Origin of the sequence: Streptomyces odontomachicola, assembly GCF_039605595.1 — a bacterium.
GTDB lineage: Bacteria > Actinomycetota > Actinomycetes > Streptomycetales > Streptomycetaceae > Streptomyces.
On sequence record NZ_JBCFOK010000004.1, the window covers coordinates 393,043 to 417,133 of the forward strand.

The 24,091-nt window shown below is 70.9% G+C and carries 20 protein-coding genes and 1 CRISPR repeat array; of the genes, 4 read left to right on the plus strand and 16 right to left on the minus strand.

Going from position 1 to position 24,091, the window contains the following annotated elements; translation table 11 throughout:
* Window positions 1-2 precede the first annotated feature (2 nt).
* From cas1e to ABEE00_RS09585, 14 genes are all read right to left on the minus strand, one after another.
* Window positions 3-926, minus strand: coding sequence for a type I-E CRISPR-associated endonuclease Cas1e (cas1e, locus tag ABEE00_RS09520; protein WP_345744988.1), 924 nt, complete (start codon window positions 924-926; stop codon window positions 3-5).
* 53 nt (window positions 927-979) lie between these two features.
* Window positions 980-1,627, minus strand: a complete 648-nt coding sequence (gene cas6e, locus ABEE00_RS09525; RefSeq protein ID WP_345744861.1) for a type I-E CRISPR-associated protein Cas6/Cse3/CasE — start codon at window positions 1,625-1,627, stop codon at window positions 980-982.
* Entirely contained in the window at window positions 1,624-2,463 is an 840-nt protein-coding gene (gene cas5e, locus ABEE00_RS09530) for a type I-E CRISPR-associated protein Cas5/CasD (RefSeq protein WP_345744862.1), read from the minus strand. The genes cas6e and cas5e overlap by 4 nt, the downstream gene beginning before the upstream one ends.
* Complete coding sequence (cas7e, locus tag ABEE00_RS09535; RefSeq protein ID WP_345744863.1) at window positions 2,460-3,635, minus strand: type I-E CRISPR-associated protein Cas7/Cse4/CasC; 1,176 nt, start codon at window positions 3,633-3,635, stop codon at window positions 2,460-2,462. The genes cas5e and cas7e overlap by 4 nt, the downstream gene beginning before the upstream one ends.
* A 54-nt stretch (window positions 3,636-3,689) precedes the next feature.
* Window positions 3,690-4,355: a type I-E CRISPR-associated protein Cse2/CasB gene (casB, locus tag ABEE00_RS09540; RefSeq protein WP_345744864.1), complete on the minus strand. Its 666-nt coding sequence runs from the start codon at window positions 4,353-4,355 to the stop codon at window positions 3,690-3,692.
* Window positions 4,356-4,406: 51 nt separating this feature from the next.
* Window positions 4,407-5,933, minus strand: a complete 1,527-nt coding sequence (gene casA, locus ABEE00_RS09545; RefSeq protein WP_345744865.1) for a type I-E CRISPR-associated protein Cse1/CasA — start codon at window positions 5,931-5,933, stop codon at window positions 4,407-4,409.
* A 151-nt stretch (window positions 5,934-6,084) separates the two neighbouring features.
* Entirely contained in the window at window positions 6,085-8,973 is a 2,889-nt protein-coding gene (gene cas3, locus ABEE00_RS09550; protein WP_345744866.1) for a CRISPR-associated helicase Cas3', read from the minus strand.
* Between the two features lie 200 nt (window positions 8,974-9,173).
* Window positions 9,174-11,703: a CRISPR direct-repeat array (repeat unit 29 nt; unit sequence GTGCTCTCCGCGCAGGCGGAGGTGATCCG).
* A 422-nt stretch (window positions 11,704-12,125) separates the two neighbouring features.
* The gene (locus ABEE00_RS09555; RefSeq protein WP_345744867.1) at window positions 12,126-12,311 is read right to left on the minus strand and encodes a hypothetical protein; all 186 of its coding nucleotides are present in this window, start codon (window positions 12,309-12,311) and stop codon (window positions 12,126-12,128) included.
* A gap of 157 nt (window positions 12,312-12,468) precedes the next feature.
* Window positions 12,469-13,593, minus strand: coding sequence for a tyrosine-type recombinase/integrase (locus tag ABEE00_RS09560; protein WP_345744868.1), 1,125 nt, complete (start codon window positions 13,591-13,593; stop codon window positions 12,469-12,471).
* Window positions 13,594-13,750: 157 nt separating this feature from the next.
* Window positions 13,751-14,446 (minus strand): HAD family hydrolase, encoded by a 696-nt coding sequence (locus ABEE00_RS09565; protein WP_345744869.1) that lies wholly within the window; start codon window positions 14,444-14,446, stop codon window positions 13,751-13,753.
* Window positions 14,443-15,138 (minus strand): phosphatase PAP2 family protein, encoded by a 696-nt coding sequence (locus ABEE00_RS09570; RefSeq protein ID WP_345744870.1) that lies wholly within the window; start codon window positions 15,136-15,138, stop codon window positions 14,443-14,445. The genes ABEE00_RS09565 and ABEE00_RS09570 overlap by 4 nt, the downstream gene beginning before the upstream one ends.
* A gap of 330 nt (window positions 15,139-15,468) precedes the next feature.
* Window positions 15,469-16,407, minus strand: coding sequence for a M56 family metallopeptidase (locus tag ABEE00_RS09575; protein ID WP_345744871.1), 939 nt, complete (start codon window positions 16,405-16,407; stop codon window positions 15,469-15,471).
* Window positions 16,408-16,672: 265 nt separating this feature from the next.
* Window positions 16,673-17,287 carry a DUF5134 domain-containing protein gene (locus tag ABEE00_RS09580; protein WP_345744872.1) on the minus strand — a complete coding sequence of 205 codons (615 nt, stop codon included), beginning with the start codon at window positions 17,285-17,287 and terminating at the stop codon, window positions 16,673-16,675.
* A gap of 208 nt (window positions 17,288-17,495) precedes the next feature.
* The gene (locus ABEE00_RS09585; protein ID WP_345744873.1) at window positions 17,496-17,888 is read right to left on the minus strand and encodes a VOC family protein; all 393 of its coding nucleotides are present in this window, start codon (window positions 17,886-17,888) and stop codon (window positions 17,496-17,498) included.
* Between the two features lie 116 nt (window positions 17,889-18,004).
* On the opposite strand from ABEE00_RS09585, the gene ABEE00_RS09590 reads away from it, so the two are divergent.
* Window positions 18,005-18,565, plus strand: coding sequence for a GNAT family N-acetyltransferase (locus ABEE00_RS09590; RefSeq protein ID WP_345744874.1), 561 nt, complete (start codon window positions 18,005-18,007; stop codon window positions 18,563-18,565).
* Window positions 18,566-18,601: 36 nt separating this feature from the next.
* Here ABEE00_RS09590 and ABEE00_RS09595 read toward each other — a convergent pair whose 3' ends face one another.
* Both ABEE00_RS09595 and ABEE00_RS09600 read right to left on the minus strand, forming a co-directional pair.
* Complete coding sequence (locus ABEE00_RS09595) at window positions 18,602-19,285, minus strand: glycerophosphodiester phosphodiesterase (protein WP_345744875.1); 684 nt, start codon at window positions 19,283-19,285, stop codon at window positions 18,602-18,604.
* 360 nt (window positions 19,286-19,645) lie between these two features.
* A complete protein-coding gene (locus ABEE00_RS09600; protein ID WP_345744876.1) occupies window positions 19,646-20,281 on the minus strand; it encodes a PadR family transcriptional regulator in 636 nt (211 codons plus the stop codon).
* An 84-nt stretch (window positions 20,282-20,365) separates the two neighbouring features.
* On the opposite strand from ABEE00_RS09600, the gene ABEE00_RS09605 reads away from it, so the two are divergent.
* The 3 genes from ABEE00_RS09605 (at window position 20,366) to ABEE00_RS09615 (ending at window position 24,058) form a co-directional block, all read left to right on the plus strand.
* Window positions 20,366-21,559 carry an LLM class flavin-dependent oxidoreductase gene (locus tag ABEE00_RS09605; RefSeq protein ID WP_345744877.1) on the plus strand — a complete coding sequence of 398 codons (1,194 nt, stop codon included), beginning with the start codon at window positions 20,366-20,368 and terminating at the stop codon, window positions 21,557-21,559.
* Window positions 21,556-22,569, plus strand: coding sequence for an alpha/beta hydrolase (locus ABEE00_RS09610; protein ID WP_345744878.1), 1,014 nt, complete (start codon window positions 21,556-21,558; stop codon window positions 22,567-22,569). The genes ABEE00_RS09605 and ABEE00_RS09610 overlap by 4 nt, the downstream gene beginning before the upstream one ends.
* An 82-nt stretch (window positions 22,570-22,651) precedes the next feature.
* Window positions 22,652-24,058, plus strand: a complete 1,407-nt coding sequence (locus ABEE00_RS09615; protein WP_345744879.1) for a DUF6421 family protein — start codon at window positions 22,652-22,654, stop codon at window positions 24,056-24,058.
* Window positions 24,059-24,091 lie beyond the last annotated feature (33 nt).

Consider the following 24,091-nt stretch of genomic DNA (forward strand, 5'->3'; position numbering starts at 1 on the left):
GCTCAGTCCTCCTCGCGGCCGTAGTTGACGCCTCCGCCGAGGAGGCCGGCGCTGGGGTCCCAGAGGTGGACCAGTTCTTCGGTGGCTTCTTCGACATCGTCCGGGGTCGCGCCCGCGCCGGGTTCCAGAAGGTTCTGGATGTCGGCGACGATGCGCGGGAGGAGTTTGAAGAGCCGCAGGTTGTCGCGGAACGAGCGGCGTGCGTCGCCTTCGGGGTCGGTGGAGCGGTGGAGTGAGAAGGCGAGTGGGAGTGTCAGTTCGCTCTTGTAGAGGTCGGCGATGTCGTAGACGAAGGCGTGGGATGTACCGCTGTGGACGAAGCCCAGCCCTGGGGAGCAGCCGATGGCGGCGAGCGCGGCGTGGGTGATGCCGTACAGGCAGGTGTTGGCCGCTGAGAGGGCCTGGTTGACGGGGTCTTGGCTGTCCCAGTCGGCGGGGTCGTAGGAGCGTTTGAAGGGGCGTAGGCCGTTCTGGGCGGCGAGCGTGCGGTAGAAGCCCTTCATCCGCTGGCCTTCGAGACCGCGGAGCTGGGCGATGGTGGAGTCGGCCGGTGCGGTGTCTCCGAAGCGCATCCGGTACATGCGATGGGCGACTTGGGCGCGGCTCTCGGGCGATGCCCATGCGGCGGCTTGGGTCTCAAGCCAGGTGCTGGGCTGTGCGTCGGGGGTGGTGCTGCTGTAGCAGCGCACTCCGGCGCTTCCTGTGCAGATGACGGTCGTGCGGTGACGGGCGAGTGTGGTCAGGGCGCGGGTGGTGATGGAGACGCCGGGGCCGAGGAGCAGGCAGCTGAGGGCGGCGGTGGGCAGGGGGATGCGCTGTTCTCCGTCGGGGGTCTCCACGACGGCGTCGACTCCTGTGTCGTCCTGCACGACGCGGGCGATGTCCAGGTAGAGGAACGAGAGGCTGTCGCCGACCCGCGGCAGCATGGCGGCGGTGGGTACGGCCAGGCGGCGACGCGCCTGGCCGTACGCGCGGTGGTTCACCGGGCGGGTGCGACGCTGAGGAGGCCGCACCCGTAGGACTTGCCGCGGCCGATGCCGGTGGCGATCTGCTCGGTCAGCGCTTCGACGTCGTGGACTTCGGCCAGGCCGTCGAAGCGGGTCCGGGCGTGGGTGATGCGGTGCTGGCCCTGGCGGCGGCCGGTGGCGTCGCTCAGCGCGGTGTTCTGGACGGTGCGCGGTTGCAGCCCGGCGCGTTCGGCCTGGCGGAGCCACCACTCCTCGGCTTCCTGCCCGTGCAGCGGGACGAGCTGTTTGGGGCGGCCGGCGGTGGTGTTCTTGCCGAGCTTCCGGGTGGCGTTGGCCGTGATCCGGTAGTGGACGAGCGCTCCGGGCCGCAATGCGGCCAGCAGCGGGGTGAGTTCCTTCGTACGCGCCTTCCCGTAGCCGGGAGACAGGCGGGTGAGGTCGGGTTCGACGGCGCTCTGGATGAGGATCTGGTGTCCTGCGGGGCCTTCGTCCAGGCGGAAGAGGACGCTGGCGGTCTGGCGGGCGGTGTCGCCGAGGCCGTCGGGAAAGAGGCGCATCACGCTGCGGTGCAGGTCGACGGCGTTCTCGACGTCGCGTTGCGCGTCGTTGCTGGCCCGGGTGTCCGGGAGGATCTGTGTGACCCACAGGGCGGGGCTCATGAAGAGGACACCCCCAGTTCGTTGTCGGTGAGGTAGGTACTGAGGCGGTTGAGGTAGTCGGTGCCGAGGCCGCCGCACTGGCCGGCGGGGCGGTGGAGAGTGCTGCGGTGCACCGGACGCGTGCGGTAGCGGCGATCCAGCGGCAAGTAGGAGATCGGGTCGTCCTGGGCCTCTCCGGCAACCGTCTCCCCCTGGCCGCAGGACTCGAGCAGCAGGCTGCTGAGCGGGGCGTCAGTGGTGAACTCGACGGAGACCGTGGAGTCCTGCTGTCTCGAGCCCGGCCGCGGCGCCGTACGGGCGAGGGGGAGGTGGAGCAGGTGGGTGGCGGCGTCCGCGGTGACCTTCGTGAGCACCAGCGGGCCACTGGGCGGACAGGACCGTCGTCCGAGGTAGGGCGCCCACCGCGGCCTGCGCAGCCGGGCCGCGCACCGCTCCAGGAGGGCGGTGTCGTCGCTGGTGACGGCGACGGTGAAGACCGCGTCCTGGAGGTAGAAGCGGTGGGAGAGCAGGGTCGCCTTGTCACCGCTGCGGCGCTTGTCCTCGGCGGTGGCCACGGTGAGGTGACGGGGCATGCCGCCGCCGACGGTGTGCAGGTCCCGCAGGTGGGTGCCGCGGCGGTCGAGGCGCACGGTGAAACGTAAGGGAGCCAAGTCCTCGCACGGTTCCTCGCGTTGGCGGCCGTGTGCGGCGGCCAGCATGCCGATCAGGCCGGAGCGGGTGGGTGCTGCGGCGGTGTCCCGCTGGTGGACGAAGCGGGAGCGTTCGCCCCAGGACTGGAGCGGGGCGGCGAGCTGTATCAGGAAGCCGCGCTGTTGCGGGGAGGAGTTGTCGTTCATGCTGGCTGCTCCGCGGGCGCGGGGGTGAGGGCCGCGTCGACGGCGCCGCAGGTGAGGTCCTCGAAGGAGTCGATGTGGTCGCCGAGGCCGGTGATGTCCTTGGTGACGAGGGAGGTGTGGGCGCTGTAGAGGGCGTGGTCGCCGCCCAGCACGCGCTGTACGGCGTCGGCGTATTCGGCGAGCGCCTTGATGGAGGGGGCGGTGTGGCCGCCATCCCGTCCGTGCCGGACGGGCTGTTCGAAGGCGGAGGCGTAGGAGACGGGGCGGTCGCTGCGAACGGCCACGTGCACCAGCTCGGGGATGGTGTGGGCGGCGGTGTTGTTCTTCTTGGCCTGCGGCAGGGACAGCAGGGCGGCTTCGAGGAAGCCGGTGGCGAGGCGGCGTGCGGCGTCCATGTCACCCCCGAGGTTGTGCAGCAGGTCGTCGAGGTCGAGGACGACGTAGCGGTAGAAGACGCCGGCGCTGTGTTCGGCGTGGCCCATGTGGGCGCTGCCGGTGGTGTCCGCCCAGTCGGCGGTGACGTCGTCGACGGCGCTGAAGTAGTCGATCTCAGTGTCGGTGCTGTGCGTGGTGAAGGCGTGCGCGACCTGAACGGCGCCGTCGACCTTGGCCTCGCCGACCTGGGCGAGCATCCTGCCGAAGAGGTTGATCACGCCGTTCCGCGAGCGCAGGACGTTATCGACCTTGTCGGTGGGGACGAGCGCGTCCTTCTGCTTGAGGGTCTTGCTGCCCTTGGCGTTTTCCAGGGCCTCGCGGTGCTCCTCGGCGAGGTCGGCGAGCTCGGCTACCGCGGTGTCGGGGACGTAGACCATGGCGGTGGTCGTCCAGGCGGTGTCGCCCTCCTCCCTCCTGGGCGGCTCGGCGTCGATGCTGCTGGCGACCACGATGTGCTGGCCCGCGCGGGAGGCCAACTCCTGCGGCCAGCCGCGGTCGTCGACCAGGTGGCGCTCTATGCGGCTGGCGAGGCGGCGGGTGCGCATGGCCTCCTCGCCCAGGTGCCGTTGCAGGCGTACGCGCATGGCGCGCTTCCACGACTGGCTGCTGACCCGGGTGCGGTTGGCGGCGCCGAACTCGACGGTCTTGACGGAGTTGGTGTCGTCGCGGTTGAGGTTGGCGTACGGCACGGCCTGGATGATGTGCGCTTCGATGAAGCGGCCGGCGATGGCGGTCATGGCGGTGGTGCTCCTTTGGCTGAGGGAAGTGCTCCGAGAATCGGCTGTCGGTGGTCAGTTGGCGGGTTCGGCGGTGCCGCTGTCCGCGTCGTGGGCGGGAGCGGACGGTGCCTCGCCCTCGTCGGCTTCCTGTGCGGCCTTGCGCTCCGCCTCGAAGGCCGCGCGGTAGTACGTCTGAAGCCAGGAACGAGCAACCTGGTCCCGGCGCTTGTCCCAGCGGATGAGGTCCAACAGCAGCTGGGCGAAGTCGACGGCCCCGGGGCGGTCGGCCAACATCCGTACGGTGGGCGGCAGGTGGCGGTGAAGACCGGCCAGGCTCTGCCGGGACAGCAGACTCAGGCGCGCTTCCGCCGTGGTCTGCCGCACCTGACTGTCGGCGAGACAGCGGCCGAGGTTCCGGGCGGTGTCAGCCTGTGCCGGCTTTCCGGCTGCCGTACTTCGGCGTGCGGCGGGCGGGAGCGAGGCGACCATGGCGGCGATCGCGTAGTAGGCGCGCTCGGTGGGCTCGCCGTACTGCCGGGGGACGCGGTGGGCGATGACCGCGTGCATGCGCCGGCACTTGTCCAGCGGATGACCGAGGCCACTTCGCAGGGCTGCCCGGCGTCCCGGGTCCTCGCACTGGTCGTACACCCAGTTCACGAACTTCTCGGCGTGCCGGTAGGCGTCGGAGGGAGCCCGGGCAGCGGAGGCGGGCGCGGTGGGTGTGGCGGGGTCAGGCATGGGAGTCCATCCCTTCGAGATGGGGGTGAGTGAGGGAGACCGCGGTCGGCGTCAGCGCGCCGTGGCGGCGGGCTTCCGCTTGGCGCGACCGCCGTACAGCTCCAGACGGGCGCTCTCCACGGCCTTCGCGGCGCGAGGGGTCAGCGGGGCGTCGCGGGTGACGGCGTCGAAGTGGACCTCGGCCAGGCGGCGGAAGTCGCGCCAGGCCCCCTCGAAGTTCCGGTCGCGTACGCGGGCCCAGAACTGCTCTTCTGCGTCCGGCCAGTACAGCGCCTTGGCCTGCTCGGACCATGCGCAGTCGGCCGTCGAGGTGTCGGTGAGGGCAGCCCAGGCACGCTTCACGGCCCACACCAGGCGGTTTCCGTAGAGCTCGCCGGTCTTGCGGAGGTCGCCGATGCTGCGGGCGGTGGCGGGCTCACGTTCCTCGATGGCTCCCAGGACGGCGGGCGTGACCGCCGAGACGAACTGGACGTCCTTGGTCTTCCCGTCCTGCTCGAAACCCAGGGCGCGCAGGGCCAACCGGTCGAGGATCTCCTCCAGTTCGGCGGTGCTGGCGAGTACGGCGGGGCGCTGTGGCTTGCTGGAGCCGCTGGTCTCGGTGAGCAGGAGTGCGTCGAGGTCTCGCCACAGGGCGCGGCCCGAGTCGGCGGGGCGCGGGTAGTTGTTGTTCTGCTGGCTCGTCTGCCAGATCAGGTAGGTGTCGTCGGTCCTCGGAGCCTTCGTGCGGCGGGCCCAGGTGATGTAGGCGTCCTGGACCTTCTGACCGTCGCTGTCGGGGACCAGGAGTAGCGCGTGCTGCCAGCCTCCGGTCAGGCGCCCGCAGATGCCGGTGGCCTCGGACCGCGGCTTGAGCGGGTTCGGCAGGTCTTCGAGCTCCCACGGGCACAGGTCGTCATCGCGCCGCACGGTGCTCTCCGGTGGCGTCAGACCGGCGAGCAGAGTTTCGAGGAGGCTGGTGCCTTCGGGGTGGTAGGAGAGGCTGGTGCGCAGCGGTCCGGCGGAGACGTCGGCTGCGCTGGTGGCGCTGACCGTGCGGGTGGCGCAGCGGCCGGAGGGCCCGTAGTAGAGCCAGATCAGCAAGTTCAGCGCGGCTTCGGGGGAGGAGGGCCGGTGCGGGCTGGCGTCCCGGTGGTGCCCGAACCAGACCTGGTTGTTGCCCGCCGCGCGGCCGTAGATCAGCTTGTTCACGCCAGCAGTCTTCGAGCACTCCTCCGCCAGCCGCGGGTCCTGGAGGAACGGGCGCGGGCCGAAGAGGTCGAAGCGTTCCGCGCGCGGTGCGAAGTAGTCGTCCACCCGCTGTGGGTCGATGCCGTTCTCCAGCACGTCCTCGCGCCGGTTCAGCCAGTCGTCCCGGCCGTCCCAGGCCTCATCGAGGCCGGCGACGCGTGCGGTGACGGCGTAGAGGATCCGATACAGCGCTGCCAGGGCGGGCGGCGGAGCCACGGTGAGGGCGGCGATCTCATGGGAGCGGGCCAGGACGTCGCGTAAGCCGAGCGCCGGAGGCCCGGAGGCCGCGGATATCCAGCGGACGCCGATCCACGGCTCGGTGGTCAGGAGATATCGGGGGTTCGCAGGCATGTACGTGTGCCTTCCGTACGGTGAGAAGCACGGTGGGACGGGTACGCTCACGCTGTCCTCGCAGATGCGGGGGTGAGCCGCGGACGTCGGTCAGCGCGACGCCTTGAGATCCTCGCGAGAGCGAGGGTGACGGCTTGCGAGACGGACGACGCTAGCCTTCCGCGGAATCGGACATCGGTAAGAGACCCGAATGGCCGTACCCGACCAGTCCTGGCCGCAGCCGACCGCGCCAACGACCCTCGCTGTCCCGCTTCATGGGCAGAAGCGACCAGCCGCGCAGTGTGGAATTCGCGCGCCAGGCGTCGGGGAGATCCATCAGCTCGGCGCCCTCGCCGACCCAGCTTCCCGGCACTGGGATCACGGATGCGGCGATGGTCCGGGCGGCGGCAGCGGTCACAACGGCTCGGTCGTCCAAGCCCGGCACCGGTACGGAGCCCGCCTCATCCAGCGTCCATCGGCTTCCCGGCTGCTCGTACACGCACACCAGCCGCGCCGAGTCGGCGCCCAGCCGCGTCGCGATCAGCGACTCGTCAACCGGGACCGAGGTCACGCTCAGTCGGTGAAGATCGTTGCCCAGGTCCGCAGGAGCAGGAATGCGCACCATGGCGGCCAACTGCGCCTCCGTGGCCTCGTCCGCCAGCCGCTCCGCGTCCACCGTCACCAGCGCCCGTTCCTCCGCCTCGGACATGCCTGTCAGGCGCGCGAAGTCCTCGGCGTACACCGCTTCGACGAGGCCCTGCACATCCTCGGGGACGCGAACGGTCCCGCCGGCCTGCCCGGCGAGCAGCGCGCTGGTGCGCCGCAGGAGACCCTCGTCGTACACCGCGCCCCAGCATGCAGGCCGCTCGAAAGTGCCGTCCTCACCGACCGGGTCCAGGACGACCATGTCGACCACGTGCTCTCCGCCCGGCGAGTCCGCGGCGATCCAGGCCGGTCGCAAGGAGGCATGCGGGTCCGGTACCTCCTCGTGCAGGCGGTGGCGCTGGCAGCGGCCGGCGCGTTGGAGGAGCTGCGCCATCGGGGCGAGGTCGCTGACCACCAGGTCGAAGTCGAGGTCCAAGGACTGCTCGACGACCTGGGTGGCCACCAGCACGGCGCCCTCAGGCGGCCGTGGCCCTTCCTTGCGGAAGGCCGACTCACAGCTCTTCGTGAGCCTTGCGCGGTCTGCGGCCCGGTAGCGCGAGTGCAGCAGGTGGAGCTGCGGTACGCGCTCCCCTTCCGCTTCCCGTGCCTGGAACCACTCCCTCAACTCCCGCCAGGTCTCCTGCGCTTCCGCGACCGTCGTGCAGCACACCAGCACGCATCCGCCGCCGGAGACGGCCGGCTCCAGCAGCCGCTTGATCACGGCCGAACGGTGCTCAGGTTCCGACACCGCAACACCCCGGCGCACCGGCTCGCTTCGGATACGCAGCCGGTGTTGACGCTGGCTGCGCACCGAGCGCGGCCGACTGACCGTGCCGTCCGCGCCGGCCCACAGCCATCTGGGATAGCTGATCTCATGTGCGTCCGCCGCGGGGAGCGCCTCCGCGTGGGGCTGACACCCGCGCAGGTACGCGGCGACCAGGGACCGGGACACCTTGCCCGTGAGCGTCGCCGACAGCACCACCACCGGCGCCCCGAGAGCTCCGAGCCACTCCAGCAACCGGATCAGCAGGGCATGCATCCACGGCCCATAAGCGTGTGCTTCATCGACGACCAGGACCTTGCGCGAGAGCGCCAGCAACCGCAGCGCGTTGTGCCGCACCGGCAGAACGGCGGTCAGCCCCTGGTCGATGGTGAAGACGCTGAGGGGAGCCAGCAGGCCACGACGGGTTCCGTGCAGCCAGGTCGAGGCTTCCACCGAGGAGTCCTCATCGGACACCGTCCGCCCAGCACCTGCGACCTTCGCGGCAGCCTCCCCATCGGACTCCTCCGCCAACCAGGCCATGCTGTGTACGCGGGTCAGCGAGGCATCCTCTTCCAAGGCACGGTGCGCGTACGTCTTTACGCGCTCATACATCGCATCCGCCGTCGCCATGGTCGGCAGCGAGAACCCCATACCGGCCGCTCTCGACGCTTTCGCCATCAGGTTGGCCGCTTCCAGCGCGGCCTCGGTCTTGCCGTCGCCCGCCGGCGCGGTCACCAACAGCAGCCCCGGCCCCTTCACCAAGGACGGCAACTCGGCTGCCAGCGACGCCTGCAGAGGATTCGGCTCGAACCCGAACCGCTTGCCGAACGACACACCTTCAACCCACCGGGCCTGCCCTAACCCGGCATCCCGCACCAACTTGGGCGCGTCCGCCGCCGCGCGCTCCCAGTGCGCCTCCAGCTCCGCGAACGTGGGGTCCCAATGATCTGGTGGCTGACGTGCACTGATGAACGGCTCCTGGCTCGCCAGCCAGTCGGCCACCACGATCAGCCCCGAGATCTGCACGGACACCGTGGTCGGCAACATCCGGGTGAGCGGATTGGCGCCCGTCAGCCGGTGCAGAACGGATACATGCCGATGGCACTGCTCCTCCCACACGCCCGTGCCGAGCCGAGGCCGAACACGCCGCGGTTGTGCCAGCTCACCTCTCCCCATCGCGGGCCAGAAGTGCCCGTGATGCCCACCCAGCATCTGCGCCACCTGATGCGCCGCGTGGCGCCGGGCCGACTTCCCCGTGGCGTATCCGAGTTCCACCAGCAGAGGCGTGAGCGCCCACTGGGACGCTTCGCTGTGATGGATCTCGGGGCGCTCATACGCCATCGTGCTGTAGGAGGGATCTGCCTGGCTCAACTGCTGGTAGAGGCGCGGAACTTTCTGCTGAAAGTCAGGGCTGATCTTCCCTACGTCGTGTAAGCCGCCCCAGAAGCACACGGACTCCCGCAGATCGTCCGGCCCTAACCCAGCCTGCTCCGCCAGGCTGTCGGCTCCCCCCTGCCGCAGCAGCGCGTCCCACACCGCGCCGGCCACCGCAGCGGTATCCACCAGATGGCACACCACGGGGTACTGCCGAACCAGCCCCGATTCCTTGCCCCAGAGCCGACAATCAACCTCAACACCTGCAACCCCACGCACTGATCCCCCACTAGCGCTCTCGGTAACGCGCCCATCAGAGCATCCAGCACTGACAACGAACAGACCAGGATCTTGCAGAAGTTACTGGAGGAAATGTGATAACTGGTAGCACGCGGCACGTTGAGGCGGCTGGACTGCTGGCTGCCCGGGAGGTTGATAACAACATGGCAAAGGGCTTGTAGAAGTGCAGGTCGGGAAGTGTGCTCTCCGCGCAGGCGGAGGTGATCCGTGCCAAAGGTGTGCTGTGCCACCGCCACGAATGTGCTCTCCGCGCAGGCGGAGGTGATCCGGTCACCGAGGACGTGAGCGCGGAAGAGCGGCAGTGCTCTCCGCGCAGGCGGAGGTGATCCGTGCGCGGGGTAGCGGATGCGGACCCGGGCCGGGTGCTCTCCGCGCAGGCGGAGGTGATCCGGTCACCTTGCCCACTAACTTGCTCCGACCCCCGTGCTCTCCGCGCAGGCGGAGGTGATCCGGACGGGTCAGCCTTGCGCAGGGAGCGGGCCCAGTGCTCTCCGCGCAGGCGGAGGTGATCCGATCTCGCCGAGATCCTGGCCCTGCTTCGGGTCGTGCTCTCCGCGCAGGCGGAGGTGATCCAGCGCAGCGACCACTCACCCGCGCGGATGTGCCGTGCTCTCCGCGCAGGCGGAGGTGATCCGATGCCTGCTCAGTCCGGCGACGGCGGCGAGGTGTGCTCTCCGCGCAGGCGGAGGTGATCCGTCGTCGGCGGTCAGCTCGATTCCGGCGGCGGCGTGCTCTCCGCGCAGGCGGAGGTGATCCGAACAACCAGGGCGCTGACGCGCTCTCGGCGATGTGCTCTCCGCGCAGGCGGAGGTGATCCGGAGCTGCTGGAGGCGGCGCTGAGCGAGGAGGGGTGCTCTCCGCGCAGGCGGAGGTGATCCGTTTGCCAACGGTGGCATTGTTCCGGGTTACAGGTGCTCTCCGCGCAGGCGGAGGTGATCCGACAGCGCCCGCGCGCACCGGGCCACCCTGGAGGTGCTCTCCGCGCAGGCGGAGGTGATCCGAACTCCTCATACGTGGTCTGCCTGAACGTTCCGTGCTCTCCGCGCAGGCGGAGGTGATCCGCAGGCTGACGCGCTGGCGGGTCGGCACGGCTGGTGCTCTCCGCGCAGGCGGAGGTGATCCGTCCTTTGCGTCGATCTGTCGTCGCAGGTCGGCGTGCTCTCCGCGCAGGCGGAGGTGATCCGCCGGTCCGTTCGGTCCGCGGTCCCGTTCATGCGTGCTCTCCGCGCAGGCGGAGGTGATCCGTAGAAGGCCTCACCGAGGTCGTGATTCAGTTGGTGCTCTCCGCGCAGGCGGAGGTGATCCGGTGGTGCGCCAGGCTCCAGCAGACCGGTGTTCGTGCTCTCCGCGCAGGCGGAGGTGATCCGATCCTGCGAGCTGTTGCTTACTTGCGGGTGAGGTGCTCTCCGCGCAGGCGGAGGTGATCCGGATTTTCGCGCCTTCCGGGAAATGATGCTGCGGTGCTCTCCGCGCAGGCGGAGGTGATCCGGCGCCGACGAACAGGCAGAGGGCGGCTTCTACGTGCTCTCCGCGCAGGCGGAGGTGATCCGGCGTTCGGCGCGATCGGCGGGTGACGGCGGCGTGCTCTCCGCGCAGGCGGAGGTGATCCGCCGCCTCAGCGGCAGCCCGGCAAGGGCCCGGTGTGCTCTCCGCGCAGGCGGAGGTGATCCGTTGTTCGGGGCGACCCGGACGGCGCCGATGTAGTGCTCTCCGCGCAGGCGGAGGTGATCCGCTGCGGTCACGCACGGACTCCTGGAGGGCGGGGTGCTCTCCGCGCAGGCGGAGGTGATCCAGAAGGGGGAGCGCCACAGGCTCAAGCCACCCCCGTGCTCTCCGCGCAGGCGGAGGTGATCCGGCCCTCAGCGACAAGCGCCTTCTCCACCACCTGTGCTCTCCGCGCAGGCGGAGGTGATCCGTGGGCCAGGGAAGAAAGCCGGTGGCCTGCGATGTGCTCTCCGCGCAGGCGGAGGTGATCCGGCCACGGCGTGGGCTGAGCAGCATGCGCCTGCGTGCTCTCCGCGCAGGCGGAGGTGATCCGCTTCTCGCGCAGCGCCTCACCCTCACCTGCACGTGCTCTCCGCGCAGGCGGAGGTGATCCGACCTCTTCCTGCGCCTGGAGCGGGGAGAGGACGTGCTCTCCGCGCAGGCGGAGGTGATCCGAGCGAGGGCCCGCCGTCGATCTGCTACGTGGAGTGCTCTCCGCGCAGGCGGAGATGATCCGCACAGCGAACTCGGCAGGCTGCTGCGGGTGTCGTGCTCTCCGCGCAGGCGGAGGTGATCCGTTCTTCGAGCGCTCGACCCGGCTGTGATAGGCGTGCTCTCCGCGCAGGCGGAGGTGATCCGCCGCGATCCACGCCGCGCACCGCGACGCCCGCGTGCTCTTCGCGCAGGCGGAGGTGATCCGGGCTGGCGGTGGACGTGGACGCGTTGGTCGCGGTGCTCTCCGCGCAGGCGGAGGTGATCCGATCACCGGCACGAAGTGGGGCAAGGCGATTGCGTGCTCTCCGCGCAGGCGGAGGTGATCCGTTCTTCACCGACCTCGTAGTGCAGTGAGCCGCGCGCTCTCTGCGCAGGCGGAGGTGTTCCGCTGCTGTTCGTGCCCGCAAAGCAGATCGCCGGGCGCTCTCCGCGCAGGTGGAGGTAAACCGGCGGCCACAAACTCGGTGGGGACGCGGTCGTTGTGTTCTCTGCGCAGGCGGAGGTGATCCGACGACTGCTGGGTCGGCAGATGCCTTGCTGTCGTGCTTCAGGTTGGTTTTGGCCAAGAAGCTACTTTGCTACGGGCGGATAGGTTCAGTGGGCCGCACACCGCCCAGCCGTGCCTGTGGGCACCTCAAGATCATTTAGGAGGTCGTGCTGGGGTGGGGTGATCTTTCCGCACGCGTCGAGCGCTGGCTCGTGACGGCACTGCTTAATAGTTGGCGCATCGAAATTGGAAGGCGGGACTTGCGCTTACTCCACTGTAAGAGCTTGAAGCGGCGACCCTGACAGTACGGACGGCGTGCCCTGCCCAGCCGAGCAGCCGGGCAGGGCACGCTGTCCGTTTGTCCTCGCTGCGCTCCACTTGCCGGCTGCTGCCTGAGACGGCAAACGTCGCCCCGGGCCTGCTTGGTGGCTGAAGTAGCTCTTTGTCAGGTGAGCTTCTGTTGCCGCGCCCACATCTGCACATCGGCAATCCTGAACTGCAGTTTGGCGTTGCGTCCTTGGCCGAACTTGTAGGGCACAAGCCCCGCGGTTGGTGCGTCTCGATACACCCAGGTGATCGACATGTTCAGGTACTCGGCGGTCTGCTTGGCGTTCATGAACTGTGCTGTCACGGGCGATCCTCGGGTCGAGCAGGTGGACGAGGGAGAGTGTCCACGCGGCTGACGGTTTGGCTTGGCCGGGATTCGCTGATAATGCCGCGGGTCGGTACCGGAACCGTTGGCCGGTTGCACGCGGCAGGGTGCAGCACAGTTGACGTTGCGGTGCGAGTCACAGACCTTCGTTCAACACCAGGGCGGCCCTCGTGATGGAACCCGGCATGAGGTGTCGGTAGAGCTTGAATGTGACCTCGATGGACTTGTGGCCCATCCACTCGGCGACGTCGGTGATCGGGATCCCCCGTGACAGGCAGTTGGAGGCGAAGTAGTGGCGCATCGCGTACAGCCGCATGTCGGCTGAGACGCCAGATGCCTTGCGGGCCTTGAGCCACCTGTACCGGGTGATGTCGTGGCTCCAGTAGTTCCCGTGGAGAGTCCGCAGCAGGAAGCCGTCCTCGTCTGCCCCGTTCCTCTCGTAGTAGGCGAGGATCGAGTTCCGGGTCTGGGCCGGCAGCGGAGTCTCGCGGAAGTCTCCCGCTTTCCGGTGCTTGAGCGGTGCTCGCTCCACCCGCTTGTTGTGTATCTGTTCCGTCACTCGGTAGACGTCGTCGGCCACGATGTTGTGGATGTTGACGGCGCAGGCTTCGGCCGTGCGTGCCCCGCATCCCGACATCACGTCCATGACGAGTCGTATGTCTTCATCGCCGTTGTCGCGGAGGTGCTGCTTCTCCTCGTATGTCGGGATGATCGGGCGTTCGGGGTCGTATTGCGGCTCAACGACCCCGCGCATCGGATCCCCGTGTGTCGCGCCCTGCTCGTATGCGGAGATGAGCACGCGCTTGAGGACCTTGAAGGAACGATTCTGCGTAGCTTCGCTGGCGCCTTCCCGCTCCAGGTCGAGGAGGAACTCGTCGACCACGCGCGGCGTGAAGGTGTTGACCCGCCGGCTTCCCAGACGCGGGTGGATCCAGCCCTCCAGGGCCGGGAGGATGACGCGCAGCGACCCGTCGGCGAGGTGGCGCTGCTTGCCCAGCCAGGACTCGGCGAACTTGTCGAAGCGCATGCCACCGAGTTCCTGACGTTGCTCCGCAACGTCAGCCGGAGTGTTCTTGCGCTCGTCGTGAAGTTCTATGAGGCGGTCCTTCGAGGCGTCCTGATTCCTGTATCCGCCTTCTTCGCGCTGTTTGCCGGTAGCGTCCCGGTACCGGATGGTGTAGGGGTGCGGGCACTTGGTGGGCTTCGTGCAGTCGCACTTCTTGAAGAAGGTTCCCATGCCGCGGGCGAGAGTGGTGGCCAAGGTGCTGACTCCGTGCTGATGCTGGCATTTTGCTGACCCCCCGCGCCTTGCATAGCACGTGACCTGCGGCGACATGTTTTTGCTGGGCGATGCGGGGGATCGCCCAGACCGGCCTGCCGGGACCGGCTGCCGAGCGGCCGGGCGGCCGGGCGGCGGCTCAGGGCACCAGTGAGAGCACCGGGCGCAGTGCCGAAGGGCGCTCCTGCGGCCGCAGCGGCGGCACCTCGTGGAAGGCGCAGCCCAGCGCGGTGGCGCCGCCGTCGGCGCGGGCGTTGTCGCCGACCATCAGGACCTGCTCGGGCCCGAGGCCGAGCGCCGCGCACCCGGCGCGGAAGATCTCCGGCTCGGGTTTCTGCACGTGGAGCTCGTAGGAGAGCACGTAGTCCCGTACGTACGGAGCGAGACCGTGCGCGCGGAAGACGGGGCGCAGGTCCCAGCCGATGTTGCTGACCACGGCCGCGGGAACGCCGCGCAGGTGCAGCTCCTCCAGCACGGCGCGCGCGTCCGGGTAGGGCTCCCAGGCGTCCGGCAGCTTGTGGCGGTCGTAGAGCGCGTCGTACAGCGCGGGGTCGGGGAGCGCGACCCGGCGGGCGAGCCCGGTGTACAGCTCGCGGTGGCGGCGCGCGTCGCGGTCCCGCACCTCCCACAACTCGCGCAGGTCCGGCGGCAGATGGGCCGGGGTGGAGCCGCCGGGGAGCGCGCCCGCCTCCTCCAGCTCCTGCGCGTACCGGGCCAATTCGCCCTCGGGCAGGGTGAGTCCGGTGCGCTCCAGCGCGGCGCGCAGCCAGTGTTCGGCCGGTTCGATGTGCATCAGCGTTCCGGAGAAGTCGAAGAGCACGCCCTTGATCGTCATGCCCGGATACTGCCGGGATCGCTGTGCGCCTGCCAATGCCGACGCGCGGCAAGGGCGTTGCCCCCGGCGGCCGCCGCGAGCGCCAGCGCGGTGCCGAGCAGGGCGCCGGCCACCGTGTCGCTCACCCAGTGCACGCCGAGCCATACGCGGGTGAGGCTGACCCCCGCGACCGAGACGCAGGCGGCGGCCAGCGCGAGCCGTCGCACGCGGGCGGAGAGCCCGGCGCGGTGCGCCAGCCACAGCAGGAGTACGCAGCCGAAGGCGGCGGTCATGGCGTGCCCCGAGGGCAGCGCCGCATAGTGCGCGGAGTCGACGGGCTGGCTCCAGCGCGGGCGGTCGCGCCCGAGCGCGGCCTTGAGCCCCTGCTGAACTCCCGCCGCCACCAGGGCCGTTGCGGCGATCCACAGCACGAGGGGCCATTCGCCGCGCGTGAGCAGCCAGAGCGCGGCGGCCGCGAGCAGCAGCCGCACGGTCAGCGGGTCCCACACCCAGTCGGTGAGCACCCGGTGGGTACGGGTCCACCCCGGGTGCGCGAGGGCCTCTTCGTGCAGGCGCACGGCGACGGTGCGGTCCAGCTCCATGAGCGGCTGCCATCCGGCGGCGGCGCAGAGGAGCACGAACGCGGACAGTGCTGCGAGGGGGAGCGCGGCGAGAAGGAGGGGCGCGGCACGTGGGGGAGTTGGGCCGGGCATGCGGTGATCCTAGTGTGCGGCCCGCGGGTGTGGCTGCCTTCCGGGAGTGGGCAGCGCAGCGCTCTCGGCTCAGAGCAGCGCTCTCAGCACGGAGCAATGCTCTCGGCGGAGTGCAGTGTTCTCTGTGCGGAGCAGTGCTCTCATTGCGGAGGAGTGCTCTCGGCTCAGAGCAGCGCTCTCAGTGCGGAGCAACGCTCTCGGCGAAGTGCGGCGTTCTCAGCCCAGTGCACTGCTCTCAGCGGGGAGCAGCGCTCCCAATGGAGTGCGCTGCTCTCAGCGCGGAGCGGCGCTCTCAACGGAGTGCAGCGCTCCCAACGGAGTGCACTGCTCTCAGTGCAGCGCCGAGAGCCCCGGGATGAAGGTGACCAGCAGCGGGACCACCGGGACCAGCGCGGCGCACGCCGTCATCCGCAGCCGCCGTCCCACGGGGAGCCGCGGCGCGGGCGCGAGCAGCCGGTGCACGCGCTGCGGCACCTGGGCCAGGGGTGAGGGGCAGGGGCCGAACACGCCGCGGTCCTCGTTCAGTTCGACCAGCGCGAGGGCGAACGTCAGACGCCCGTACCGCCGCGAGGCCACGTCGTCGGCCGCCAGCTCCACCAGCCGGTGCACCTGGTCGCGGAACGCGGCGAACACCGGCACCCGGGGAAACCCGGCCGCCAGCGCCGAGGAGCAGTGCAGCAGCCAGTCGTGGCGGGCACGCGCGTGGCCCTGTTCGTGCTCGACCAGGGCGTCGAGCTGCCGCCCCTTGAGCCGCCGCAGCGCGGCCGTCGTGATCACGAGCTGGGGCGCGCCGCCCGGCAGCCACCAGGCGTCGGGGCGCGCGCCCTCCAGGACCACCAGACGCTCCTCCGAGGCGGGCTCCTCGCCGGGCAGGCGGGGCGAGCGTGCGCGGAGTTCGGCGCGGCGCATCCGCCGCCGCGTGCGCGCGTCCCGCACCTCGCGCAGCAGCATCGCGCCGGTCCACGCGCCGCCGCAGGCCAGCAGCACCGCGAGGGCGCCGGCCCAGCGACCGTGCGTCCCGGGCGCGTACGCCTCCATCACGCCGCGGGGCGCGGGCGCGAAGACGTGTTCCCCCACGGCCTGCCAGGCGACGGCGGCAGACAGGGCCATGGCCAGTACGCAGCACAGCAGCACGCCCGCGACGACGCACTGCCACACCCAGAGGCCGAGCACGGGCTCGCGGTCGGGCCAGGAGGAGCGGGTGAGCACCCGGGGTGCGACGGCGGCGGCCAGCCCGGCCAGAAGCATCAGTGCCAGGGGGACCATCATGGGCGCCACACTATGAGGCCCGCGCTGCCGGGCGGTACGCCTCTTCGCGCAGAAGTGACGTAAGCCACCCTGGTGTTGCCCCAACCGGTACCAGGCCTGCCCCCCCCCGGCCCCCCCGAGTCGGTCTTCGTGTGCCCTTGCCGGGCTCGTTCCGCTGGTGCTGTTCCGCCGGTTCCGCTCAGCCGGCCCCGTTCGCCGGCCCCGTTGCGCCGGTTCCGCTCTCACCTCCGCACAGGAGCGGGAGCCTGTCGCTCCTGTGCGGGGGTCAGAGCGTCACCAGCATCGCGAACATGCCGGTCCCCATGGCCAGTCGGCAGGCCAGCGCGAACGCCGGTTCGTCCCGTACGCGGCCGGTGCCGGGGCGGGTGTCCGGGGCCGACGCTGTGCCGCCCGCTCCCGGCACGGCCCCGCCAGGGGTCATCAGCCTCGCCCCCGTACCCAGGACGTACGCCGCGAAGTACGCCAGCAGCGCGCCCGTGAGCAGGGGAACTCCCGCCGTTTCCATGGTCGTTGCGTGGTGGTGCCCTGCGCCTGCGCCGGGCATCGCCAGCGCCATGTAGACCATGGCCAGCGCGCCGAGCGCGTGGTGCAGGTGGTGCATGTGGTGCCCGGATCCCCGCCGCGTGGAGAAGTGCTCGCGGGCGAGCACCAGCTCCCATGCGGCAGCGGCGGCGAACAGTGCGGCGAACACGGCCGGGGGCGCGGTCCGTACCGGTGTGGCGGGCACTGCCATCACCGCCATACCGAAACCCATGAGGGCCTCGCTCCCGGCCGCCCTCCGCTGCGGGGCCACCGCCCCCCTCGCCCGCAGCAGACAGGAGACGCCGGTCAGCGCACAGAGCGCCACCAGGAGCCAGCCGACCGTCGCCGGGCCGTGCATCGCCAACCTCCCCGCGTTCGTCTCCGAGGGGAGAATGCCCGCCTCCGCTCCGCACACGGGAGCGCACGGGCGCAACGGGGGAGCACCGGTCGCGTGGCGGCGGGGCGCGCGCCCGCGCAACGGCGGCACGGCGAGGGCGCACCGCTGGTCACGGCGGCGGCGTACGGCCGGCCACGGGACCGGTGCGGGGGCTTTCCGAGGGTGCGGCTCAGACGGTGGGGCGGTAGCGCATCGGGTGGTCGCCCGGCACCTCCACCACGCAGATCCGCACCCCGTCGGGGTCCGCGATCCACATCTCGATCAGGCCCCAGGGCTCCTTCTTCGGCGGCCGCAGGACGTCCACACCGGCGCCCGCGAGCTCCCCGTGCGCCTGCTGTGCGTCGGGGACCTGGATCCACAGCCGCATGCCCGGCGCGGGCGGCTCCTCCGCGCGGCCCGAGACCTCCAGCAGCCCGCCGCCGAGGAAGTAGACGGTGCCGCGCTCGGGGCCCTCGCCGAACTCCCGGTACACCGAGAGGCCCAGCTTCTCTCCGTAGAACGCCCTGGACCGCTCGGGGTCGGTGGGCGTCAGCAGAACCCTGCTGCTCAGTACGTTCACCATGCTCCGGACCCTAGTCGCAGGCGCGGTACGAGAGCCGCAGGCGTGGTACGAGAGCCGCAGGCGGGGAACGAGGCCCGGGACCGGCGTCACAGGAAGCCGGGTTACCCTCGCTCACCATGGACAACGCGCAGCTCCCGACCCCCTCCGCCACCGCGGTCCCCGCCTTTCGCGCGGCGGACGAGGAGGACATCCCCGCACTCGTCGCGCTCGTCGAATCGGCGTACCGTGGCGACGCTAGCCGGGCCGGCTGGACCACCGAGGCGGACCTGCTGGAGGGGCAGCGCACCGATCCCGAGGGGATCGCCGCCGTGGTGAGCGCGCCGCACGGGCGCCTGCTGGTGGCCGAGCTGGACGGCGAGACGGTCGCCTGCTGCCAGATCGAACACCGCGGGGAACACGCCTACTTCGGCACGTTCGCGGTGCGCCCCACCGCGCAGGGCGGCGGCCTCGGCAAGCGGGTGCTGGCCGAGGCGGAGCGCGTCGCGCGCGAGGAGTGGGGCCTGCCCGAGATGCACATGACGGTGATCCGGCAGCGCGATGACCTGATCGCCTGGTACGAGCGCCGCGGCTACGTACGCACGGGGGAGCTGATCCCGTTCCCGTACGGCGACGAGCGCTTCGGCATCCCGCAGCGCGACGATCTGGCCTTCGAGCTGCTGGTCAAGCGGCTGGGCTGACGGGACTGAACCGCCGGGGCGGCCGGGCCGTGCCGCTCAGGCGGTCGCCGACGCGGCGCGGTGGATCTCCGGCATGTCCGTGACCACGCCGTCCAGGCCCAGCTCGCGGGCGCGGGCCAGCTCGTCCTCGGTGTTGACTGTCCAGCTGATGACCTTGATCCCGGCCTCGTGGCAGCGGCCGACGATCTCCTCGGTGAGGTGCTTGAGCTCGCAGGAGACCATCCCCGCGCCCACCTCCTGAGCGCGGTCGGGCACGCTCGGCGAGGACTTGCCCGCGACGAGTACGAGGGGGATGTCGGGCAGCAGCGAACGGGTCTCGCGCAGGGCCTCGTCGTGGAACGAGATGACGGTGATCCGCTCGTGCAGCCCGCGCTCCTCGATCACGCCGGCCAGCACGCGCGCCGCCGCGCGGTCCTTGATCTCCGCCTGGAGCGGGGCCGAGACGGCGTCCAGCACCTCCTCGAAGACGGGGATGCGCTCGCCCTCGCCCGCGTCGAGTTCGCGCAGCTCGGCGAGGGTGAAGTCGCCGATCGGGCCCTTGCCGTCGGTGGTGCGGTCCACGTCGGCGTCGTGCATGACGACCAGCGCGCCGTCCTTGCTCAGGTGCAGGTCCAGCTCGATGAAGGGGAGTCCTTCGCGTTCGGCGCGTACGAAGGAGCGCAGGGTGTTCTCGGGCTCGACCCCCATGACGCCGCGGTGGCCGACGGTGAGGAGTGACAAGGGTGGCTCGCTTTCGTGCGGGTCTTGTTGTGGGCGCGTGGGGAGACACTATCCGGCGTGTTGCGGGGGCTGGTGAACGGCGGGTGGATGTGCGGTGGCCTGCGGCCGTGTCTGCCCCGCGGGCGCGTGGGGGCGTGGGTGCCCGGGGCTGCGGTCCGCTGTGCCCGCCCGTTCCGCCCCTGCGGAACGACTGCCCACAGCTTGGGCGGGGGAGGCGCCCACGGCGTGGGCGCGGGTGTCGGCGGCGCGGGACGTGTTGGCCACGCCCAGGACGAAGCCTGTGATCAAGGCTGCGATGACAACTCCCTTGAAACTCATGGGCGTTGTCATAGCGCCGGTGTGACGCGCCGACGCGTTCCCTCACCCTTCGGTGGGTGTGCCGTCCCGCAGGGCTGACGGCGGCTCGCCCTCCAACGCGTCCAGGTCCTCCAGCATCGCCTCGGCCAGCTCCAGCTCGGCCGCGTGCTGGCGCTCGCTCCAGCGCAGCGCGACGCGCGGGTGCGCCCACGCCTCGCCCTCCGCCGCACGGTCCAACGCCTCGCGCACCTCGCGGAGTTCCCCGCGGGTGCGGTCGATGTGCGCGCGTATCCGCGTACGCAGCAGCTCGGGGTCCGAGAGGTGGCCGAGCCAGATCCGCAGCACCAGCGGGTGCTTGAGCACCGGAGGGCCGGGGTCGTCCTCCTCCGCCCAGCGCGCCAGCGCCGCGCGGCCCTCCGCGGTGATCGCGTACCGGCGCTTGGCGCGCGGCTCCTCGGGGTCGGCGCGGCGCGACGCGGCGTACCCCAGGCCCTCCAGCCTGCGCAGTTCGGCGTAGATCTGGCTGATCGCGGGCGACCAGTAGAAGAACCGCAGCGAGGAGTCGGCCCACTTCTTCAGCTCGTACCCGGTGCGCTCGCCGGGAAAGGAGAGCAGTCCGAGCACGGCCCAGGCGGTCGGCGGGAGCCGCTCGGCCGGCGGGCGCGGTTCCTCGGTGCGCTCGGAGCGCTGGCGTCGCATGTCTTGCCTTCTCTCGACCTGACTACTAGTCATATTTCAAATAGGAACACCGAGTTGGGACATCGCCAGGAGGTGTTGTCAGGCGTGAAGTTCTCCATGATCTTCGAGGCGCAGCTCGCCGACCCGACGGTCGAGCGCGAGCACCGGCTCTTCCGCGACAGCGTCGAACAGGCCGTGTACGCCGAGCGGATGGGGTTCGACCGGATCTGGGCCGTCGAGCATCACTCCCTCAAGTGGTACGCGCACATGAGCGCCCCGGAAATCTTCCTGACCTGGGTCGCCGCGCGGACCAGCACCATACGCATCGGGCACGGCGTCGTCTGCATGCCGTTCCACTTCAACCACCCGGCGCGGGTCGCCGAGCGCGCCGCCACCCTCGACCTGCTCTCCGGCGGGCGGCTCGACCTGGGCGCGGGGCGCGGCGGCACGCTGCAGGAGACCTCGCTGTGCGGGGTGGACAGGGAGCGCACCGCTCAGGAGGTCGAGGAGGCGCTGCGGATCATCGGCGCCGCCTGGCAGAAGGACGAGCTCGAACACCACGGGGACCTCCTCGACATCGACCCGCACCCGGTCCTGCCGCGCCCCGCGCAGGCGCCGCACCCGCCGCTGTATCTGGCGTGCAGCCGCGCCGAGACGCTGCGGCAGGCGGCCGAGCTGGGGGTGGGTGCGCTGGTGATGGGATTCGCAGGACCGGACTCGGTGGCCGAGATGCGGACCGCGTACGACGCCGCGCGGGACGGGCGCGGGGCCGACCGTTTCGTGTCCACCGAGGTCAACGACCACTTCTCGGTGCTGTGCCCGACGATCGTGCTGGACGACGCGGAGCGCGCGCGGCAGGTGGGCGTGCGCGGTCAGCGGTTCTTCGCGCAGGCGATCAGCCACTGGTACGGGGGCGGCGGCGTCCCCGACGAGGCCGTGGTCGAGGGCGCCGACGAGGCGGAGGAGATGCGCAAGGCCGCCGAGCAGGTGACTGCGCGGCTGCACGAGCAGAACATCCCGGTCAGCGCCAACTCCACCGCCACGTTCCGCGCCGAGCACGCGTACGGCGGCGCGGAGGACGCCATCGCGTACGTCGAGCGGCTGCGGGAGGCGGGCGCCGACGAGGTCATGTGCCTGATCCAGATGGGCACCGTGCCGCAGGAGGCGTGCATGGAGACGATCAGGCAGTGGGGGGAGAAGGTCATCCCGCACTTCCGCGACGAGGATCCGGGCAGGCCGCAAGGGGTGCGGTCCGCTGCCGAAGGAGCACTTCCCGCCCGGGGAGGGGGCCGTCCGTGACCGCCGTCGACGAGCCCCGGCAACGGATGTCCCCGGCCGCGTACGCCGTCATGGCCGCGCTCACCGACGCGTTCCCCGACGTGGGCGGCGAGGTCACGGACGCGGCCGAGGCCCGCCGCATCCTGGCGTCCGCGCCGGAGCGGCCCGCCGACCCGCCGCCGGTCGGCGAGGTCGCCGACACCGCGATACCCGGGCCCGAGGGCGCCCCCGACCTGCCCGTACGCATCTACCGGCCGGAGCGCGCGCGAGCGGAGGCCCGGCTCCCGCGCCCCACCGTCGTGTTCTTCCACGGCGGCGGCTTCGTGCTGTGCGGCCTGGACACCCACGACCGCGCGGCCCGCGCGCTGTGCCGGGAGTCCGGCGCCGTGGTGGTCTCCGTCGCGTACCGGCTCGCGCCCGAGGCCCGCTTCCCGGCGCCGGCCGAGGACGCGTACGCCGCGCTGTGCTGGGCCGCCGGCCAGGTGGGAGCGCTCGGCGGCGACCCGCGCGCCCTGGTCGTCGCGGGGGACAGCGCGGGCGGCAACCTCGCGGCCGTCGCGGCGCTGATGGCCCGCGACCGCGGCGGTCCCGCACCGGCGCTCCAGGTGCTGATCTACCCCGTGACCGACACCCGCGAGGACACCGCGTCGCGCCGGGCCAACGGGGAGGGGTACTACCTCACGCGGCGCGCCCTGCGCTGGTTCCAGGAGCAGTACCTCGGCCCGGACGGCGACCCGGCGCACCCGTACGCCGCCCCGCTCAGGGCCGATCTGCGCGGGCTGCCTCCGGCGCACGTCGTGACCGCCGGCTGCGATCCGCTGTGCGACGAGGGGCGGGCGTACGCGGACCGGCTCAGGGAGGCGGGGGTGCCGGTCGAAGAGAGCCGTTTCCCCGGGATGTTCCACGGCTTCTTCGGGTTCCCCGAGCTGCTGGAGGAGTCCGCCGAGGCCCAGAGGTACGTCGGACAGACGATCGCCGCGACCGTAAAGGACAGGAAGATTGCCGGTGATGACCGGGAAACCGACGGATAATTTCCCGTGATCTCCCCTTGAGCGGGGGAACCTCGTATGGCTACGGTTCTGGCACGCGAGGTTCTCCTGTGGAGGGGTAGTGATGACGGAAAATCTTCCGCCGGTAGGCGTTATCGAGCCGAGTTCGTCCCGTGTCATCGGCAAGCGTGTCGTCGAGCACCCCGCCTGGCGCACGCTCAAGGAGGCCGTCGAGGCCATCCGCCCCGCGCAGTCCAAGGACGGCTCCGTGGACTTCGAGGCGGAGGGCGCGCCCACCCGCCAGGCGCTCCGCGCCGAGCTGGACCGGGTGTGCGAGGCCGTCGCCGAGCTCGCCCCGCTGCTGCCGCACGACGCCGCGTACCACGAGGCGCTCCAGCAGGACCTGCGCCGCTGGGCCGAGAGCGGCTTCGGCGTGCCCGACTTCCTCGACTCGCTGCTCGCCTTCCAGCCCGCGCAGCGGCGCGAGGACGGGCTCCAGCACCTGGTCGTCTTCCCCATGTACACGCAGAACGGCAACCCGGACCGCAATCTGGAGGCGGTCGTGCTGCGCATGGTGTGGCCGGAGTGGCTGGCCGAGCTGGAGCGCACGCGCTTCGACAACCCGCTGTTCTGCGGCATCGCCTTCGAGGACTTCACCTCCGGCTACGACACCAACTCGGCCGTGCTCTTCCCGGAGACCATCGCGGTGCGCGAGGCGCCGGCCCGCTTCTCCTGGGGCGGCATCTTCTGCGACCGGGAGGCCGCGCGCTTCCGCCGGGTGGTCAACGCGGCGGCCGACATCATGGGACTCGAACTCCCCGCCTCGGCGCGCGAGATGCTGGAGGACCAGCAGCGCGTACAGGAGACCTTCGTGCTCTGGGACATGGTCCACGACCGCACCCACAGCCACGGCGACCTGCCCTTCGACCCGTTCATGATCAAGCAGCGCCAGCCGTTCTGGATGTACGGCCTGGAGGAGCTGCGCTGCGACCTGACCGCCTTCCACGAGGCGGTGAGGCTGGAGGCCGACGGCTACCCGCAGGGCCGCGACGTGCAGTACGCGGTGCTGCTGGAGCGGATGTTCCGCTTCCCCGTCACCGGCGAGCGCAACCGCAACTACGACGGCCTGGGCGGCCAGCTCCTCTTCGCGTACCTGCACCAGCACGACGCGCTGCGCTGGACCGACAACACCCTCAGCATCGACTGGGAGCGGGCCCGCGAGATGACCGTCGCGCTCCGCGAGGAGATCGAGACGCTGTACCGCGCCGGGATCGACCGCCCCAAGCTGGTGCACTGGTTCAAGGCGTACGAACTGGTCTCCTCCTACATCGCCCCGCACCCCGGATCGGTCTGGGCGAAGGGCCCCGACGCCCTGGACACCTCGCTGCCGCCGCGGAAACTGGTGGATGAGGTGCTGCCCGACGAATTTCCGCTGAGCATGTTCTACGAGGCACTCGCGAAGAAGCTCCGCACGGTGATCGCCTCCACCCGGGGCATCACGGCCGACAGCCCGGTGACGGCCGCGGCCTGAGACCGCGGGGCAGGGCTGCGGCCCGGGCCCGCC

What these genes read in the sequence shown, in the direction of transcription:
- ABEE00_RS09565 (WP_345744869.1), bottom strand. Translation starts at nt 14,446, where the DNA reads ATGACGATCAAGGGCGTGCTCTTCGACTTCTCCGGAACGCTGATGCAC.
- ABEE00_RS09570 (WP_345744870.1), bottom strand. Translation starts at nt 15,138, where the DNA reads ATGCCCGGCCCAACTCCCCCACGTGCCGCGCCCCTCCTTCTCGCCGCG.
- ABEE00_RS09590 (WP_345744874.1), top strand. Translation starts at nt 18,005, where the DNA reads ATGGACAACGCGCAGCTCCCGACCCCCTCCGCCACCGCGGTCCCCGCC.
- ABEE00_RS09600 (WP_345744876.1), bottom strand. Translation starts at nt 20,281, where the DNA reads ATGCGACGCCAGCGCTCCGAGCGCACCGAGGAACCGCGCCCGCCGGCC.
- cas1e (WP_345744988.1), bottom strand. Translation starts at nt 926, where the DNA reads ATGCTGCCGCGGGTCGGCGACAGCCTCTCGTTCCTCTACCTGGACATC.
- ABEE00_RS09585 (WP_345744873.1), bottom strand. Translation starts at nt 17,888, where the DNA reads ATGGTGAACGTACTGAGCAGCAGGGTTCTGCTGACGCCCACCGACCCC.
- casB (WP_345744864.1), bottom strand. Translation starts at nt 4,355, where the DNA reads ATGCCTGACCCCGCCACACCCACCGCGCCCGCCTCCGCTGCCCGGGCT.
- cas5e (WP_345744862.1), bottom strand. Translation starts at nt 2,463, where the DNA reads ATGAACGACAACTCCTCCCCGCAACAGCGCGGCTTCCTGATACAGCTC.
- cas6e (WP_345744861.1), bottom strand. Translation starts at nt 1,627, where the DNA reads ATGAGCCCCGCCCTGTGGGTCACACAGATCCTCCCGGACACCCGGGCC.
- cas7e (WP_345744863.1), bottom strand. Translation starts at nt 3,635, where the DNA reads ATGACCGCCATCGCCGGCCGCTTCATCGAAGCGCACATCATCCAGGCC.
- casA (WP_345744865.1), bottom strand. Translation starts at nt 5,933, where the DNA reads ATGCCTGCGAACCCCCGATATCTCCTGACCACCGAGCCGTGGATCGGC.
- ABEE00_RS09575 (WP_345744871.1), bottom strand. Translation starts at nt 16,407, where the DNA reads ATGATGGTCCCCCTGGCACTGATGCTTCTGGCCGGGCTGGCCGCCGCC.
- ABEE00_RS09615 (WP_345744879.1), top strand. Translation starts at nt 22,652, where the DNA reads ATGACGGAAAATCTTCCGCCGGTAGGCGTTATCGAGCCGAGTTCGTCC.
- ABEE00_RS09580 (WP_345744872.1), bottom strand. Translation starts at nt 17,287, where the DNA reads ATGCACGGCCCGGCGACGGTCGGCTGGCTCCTGGTGGCGCTCTGTGCG.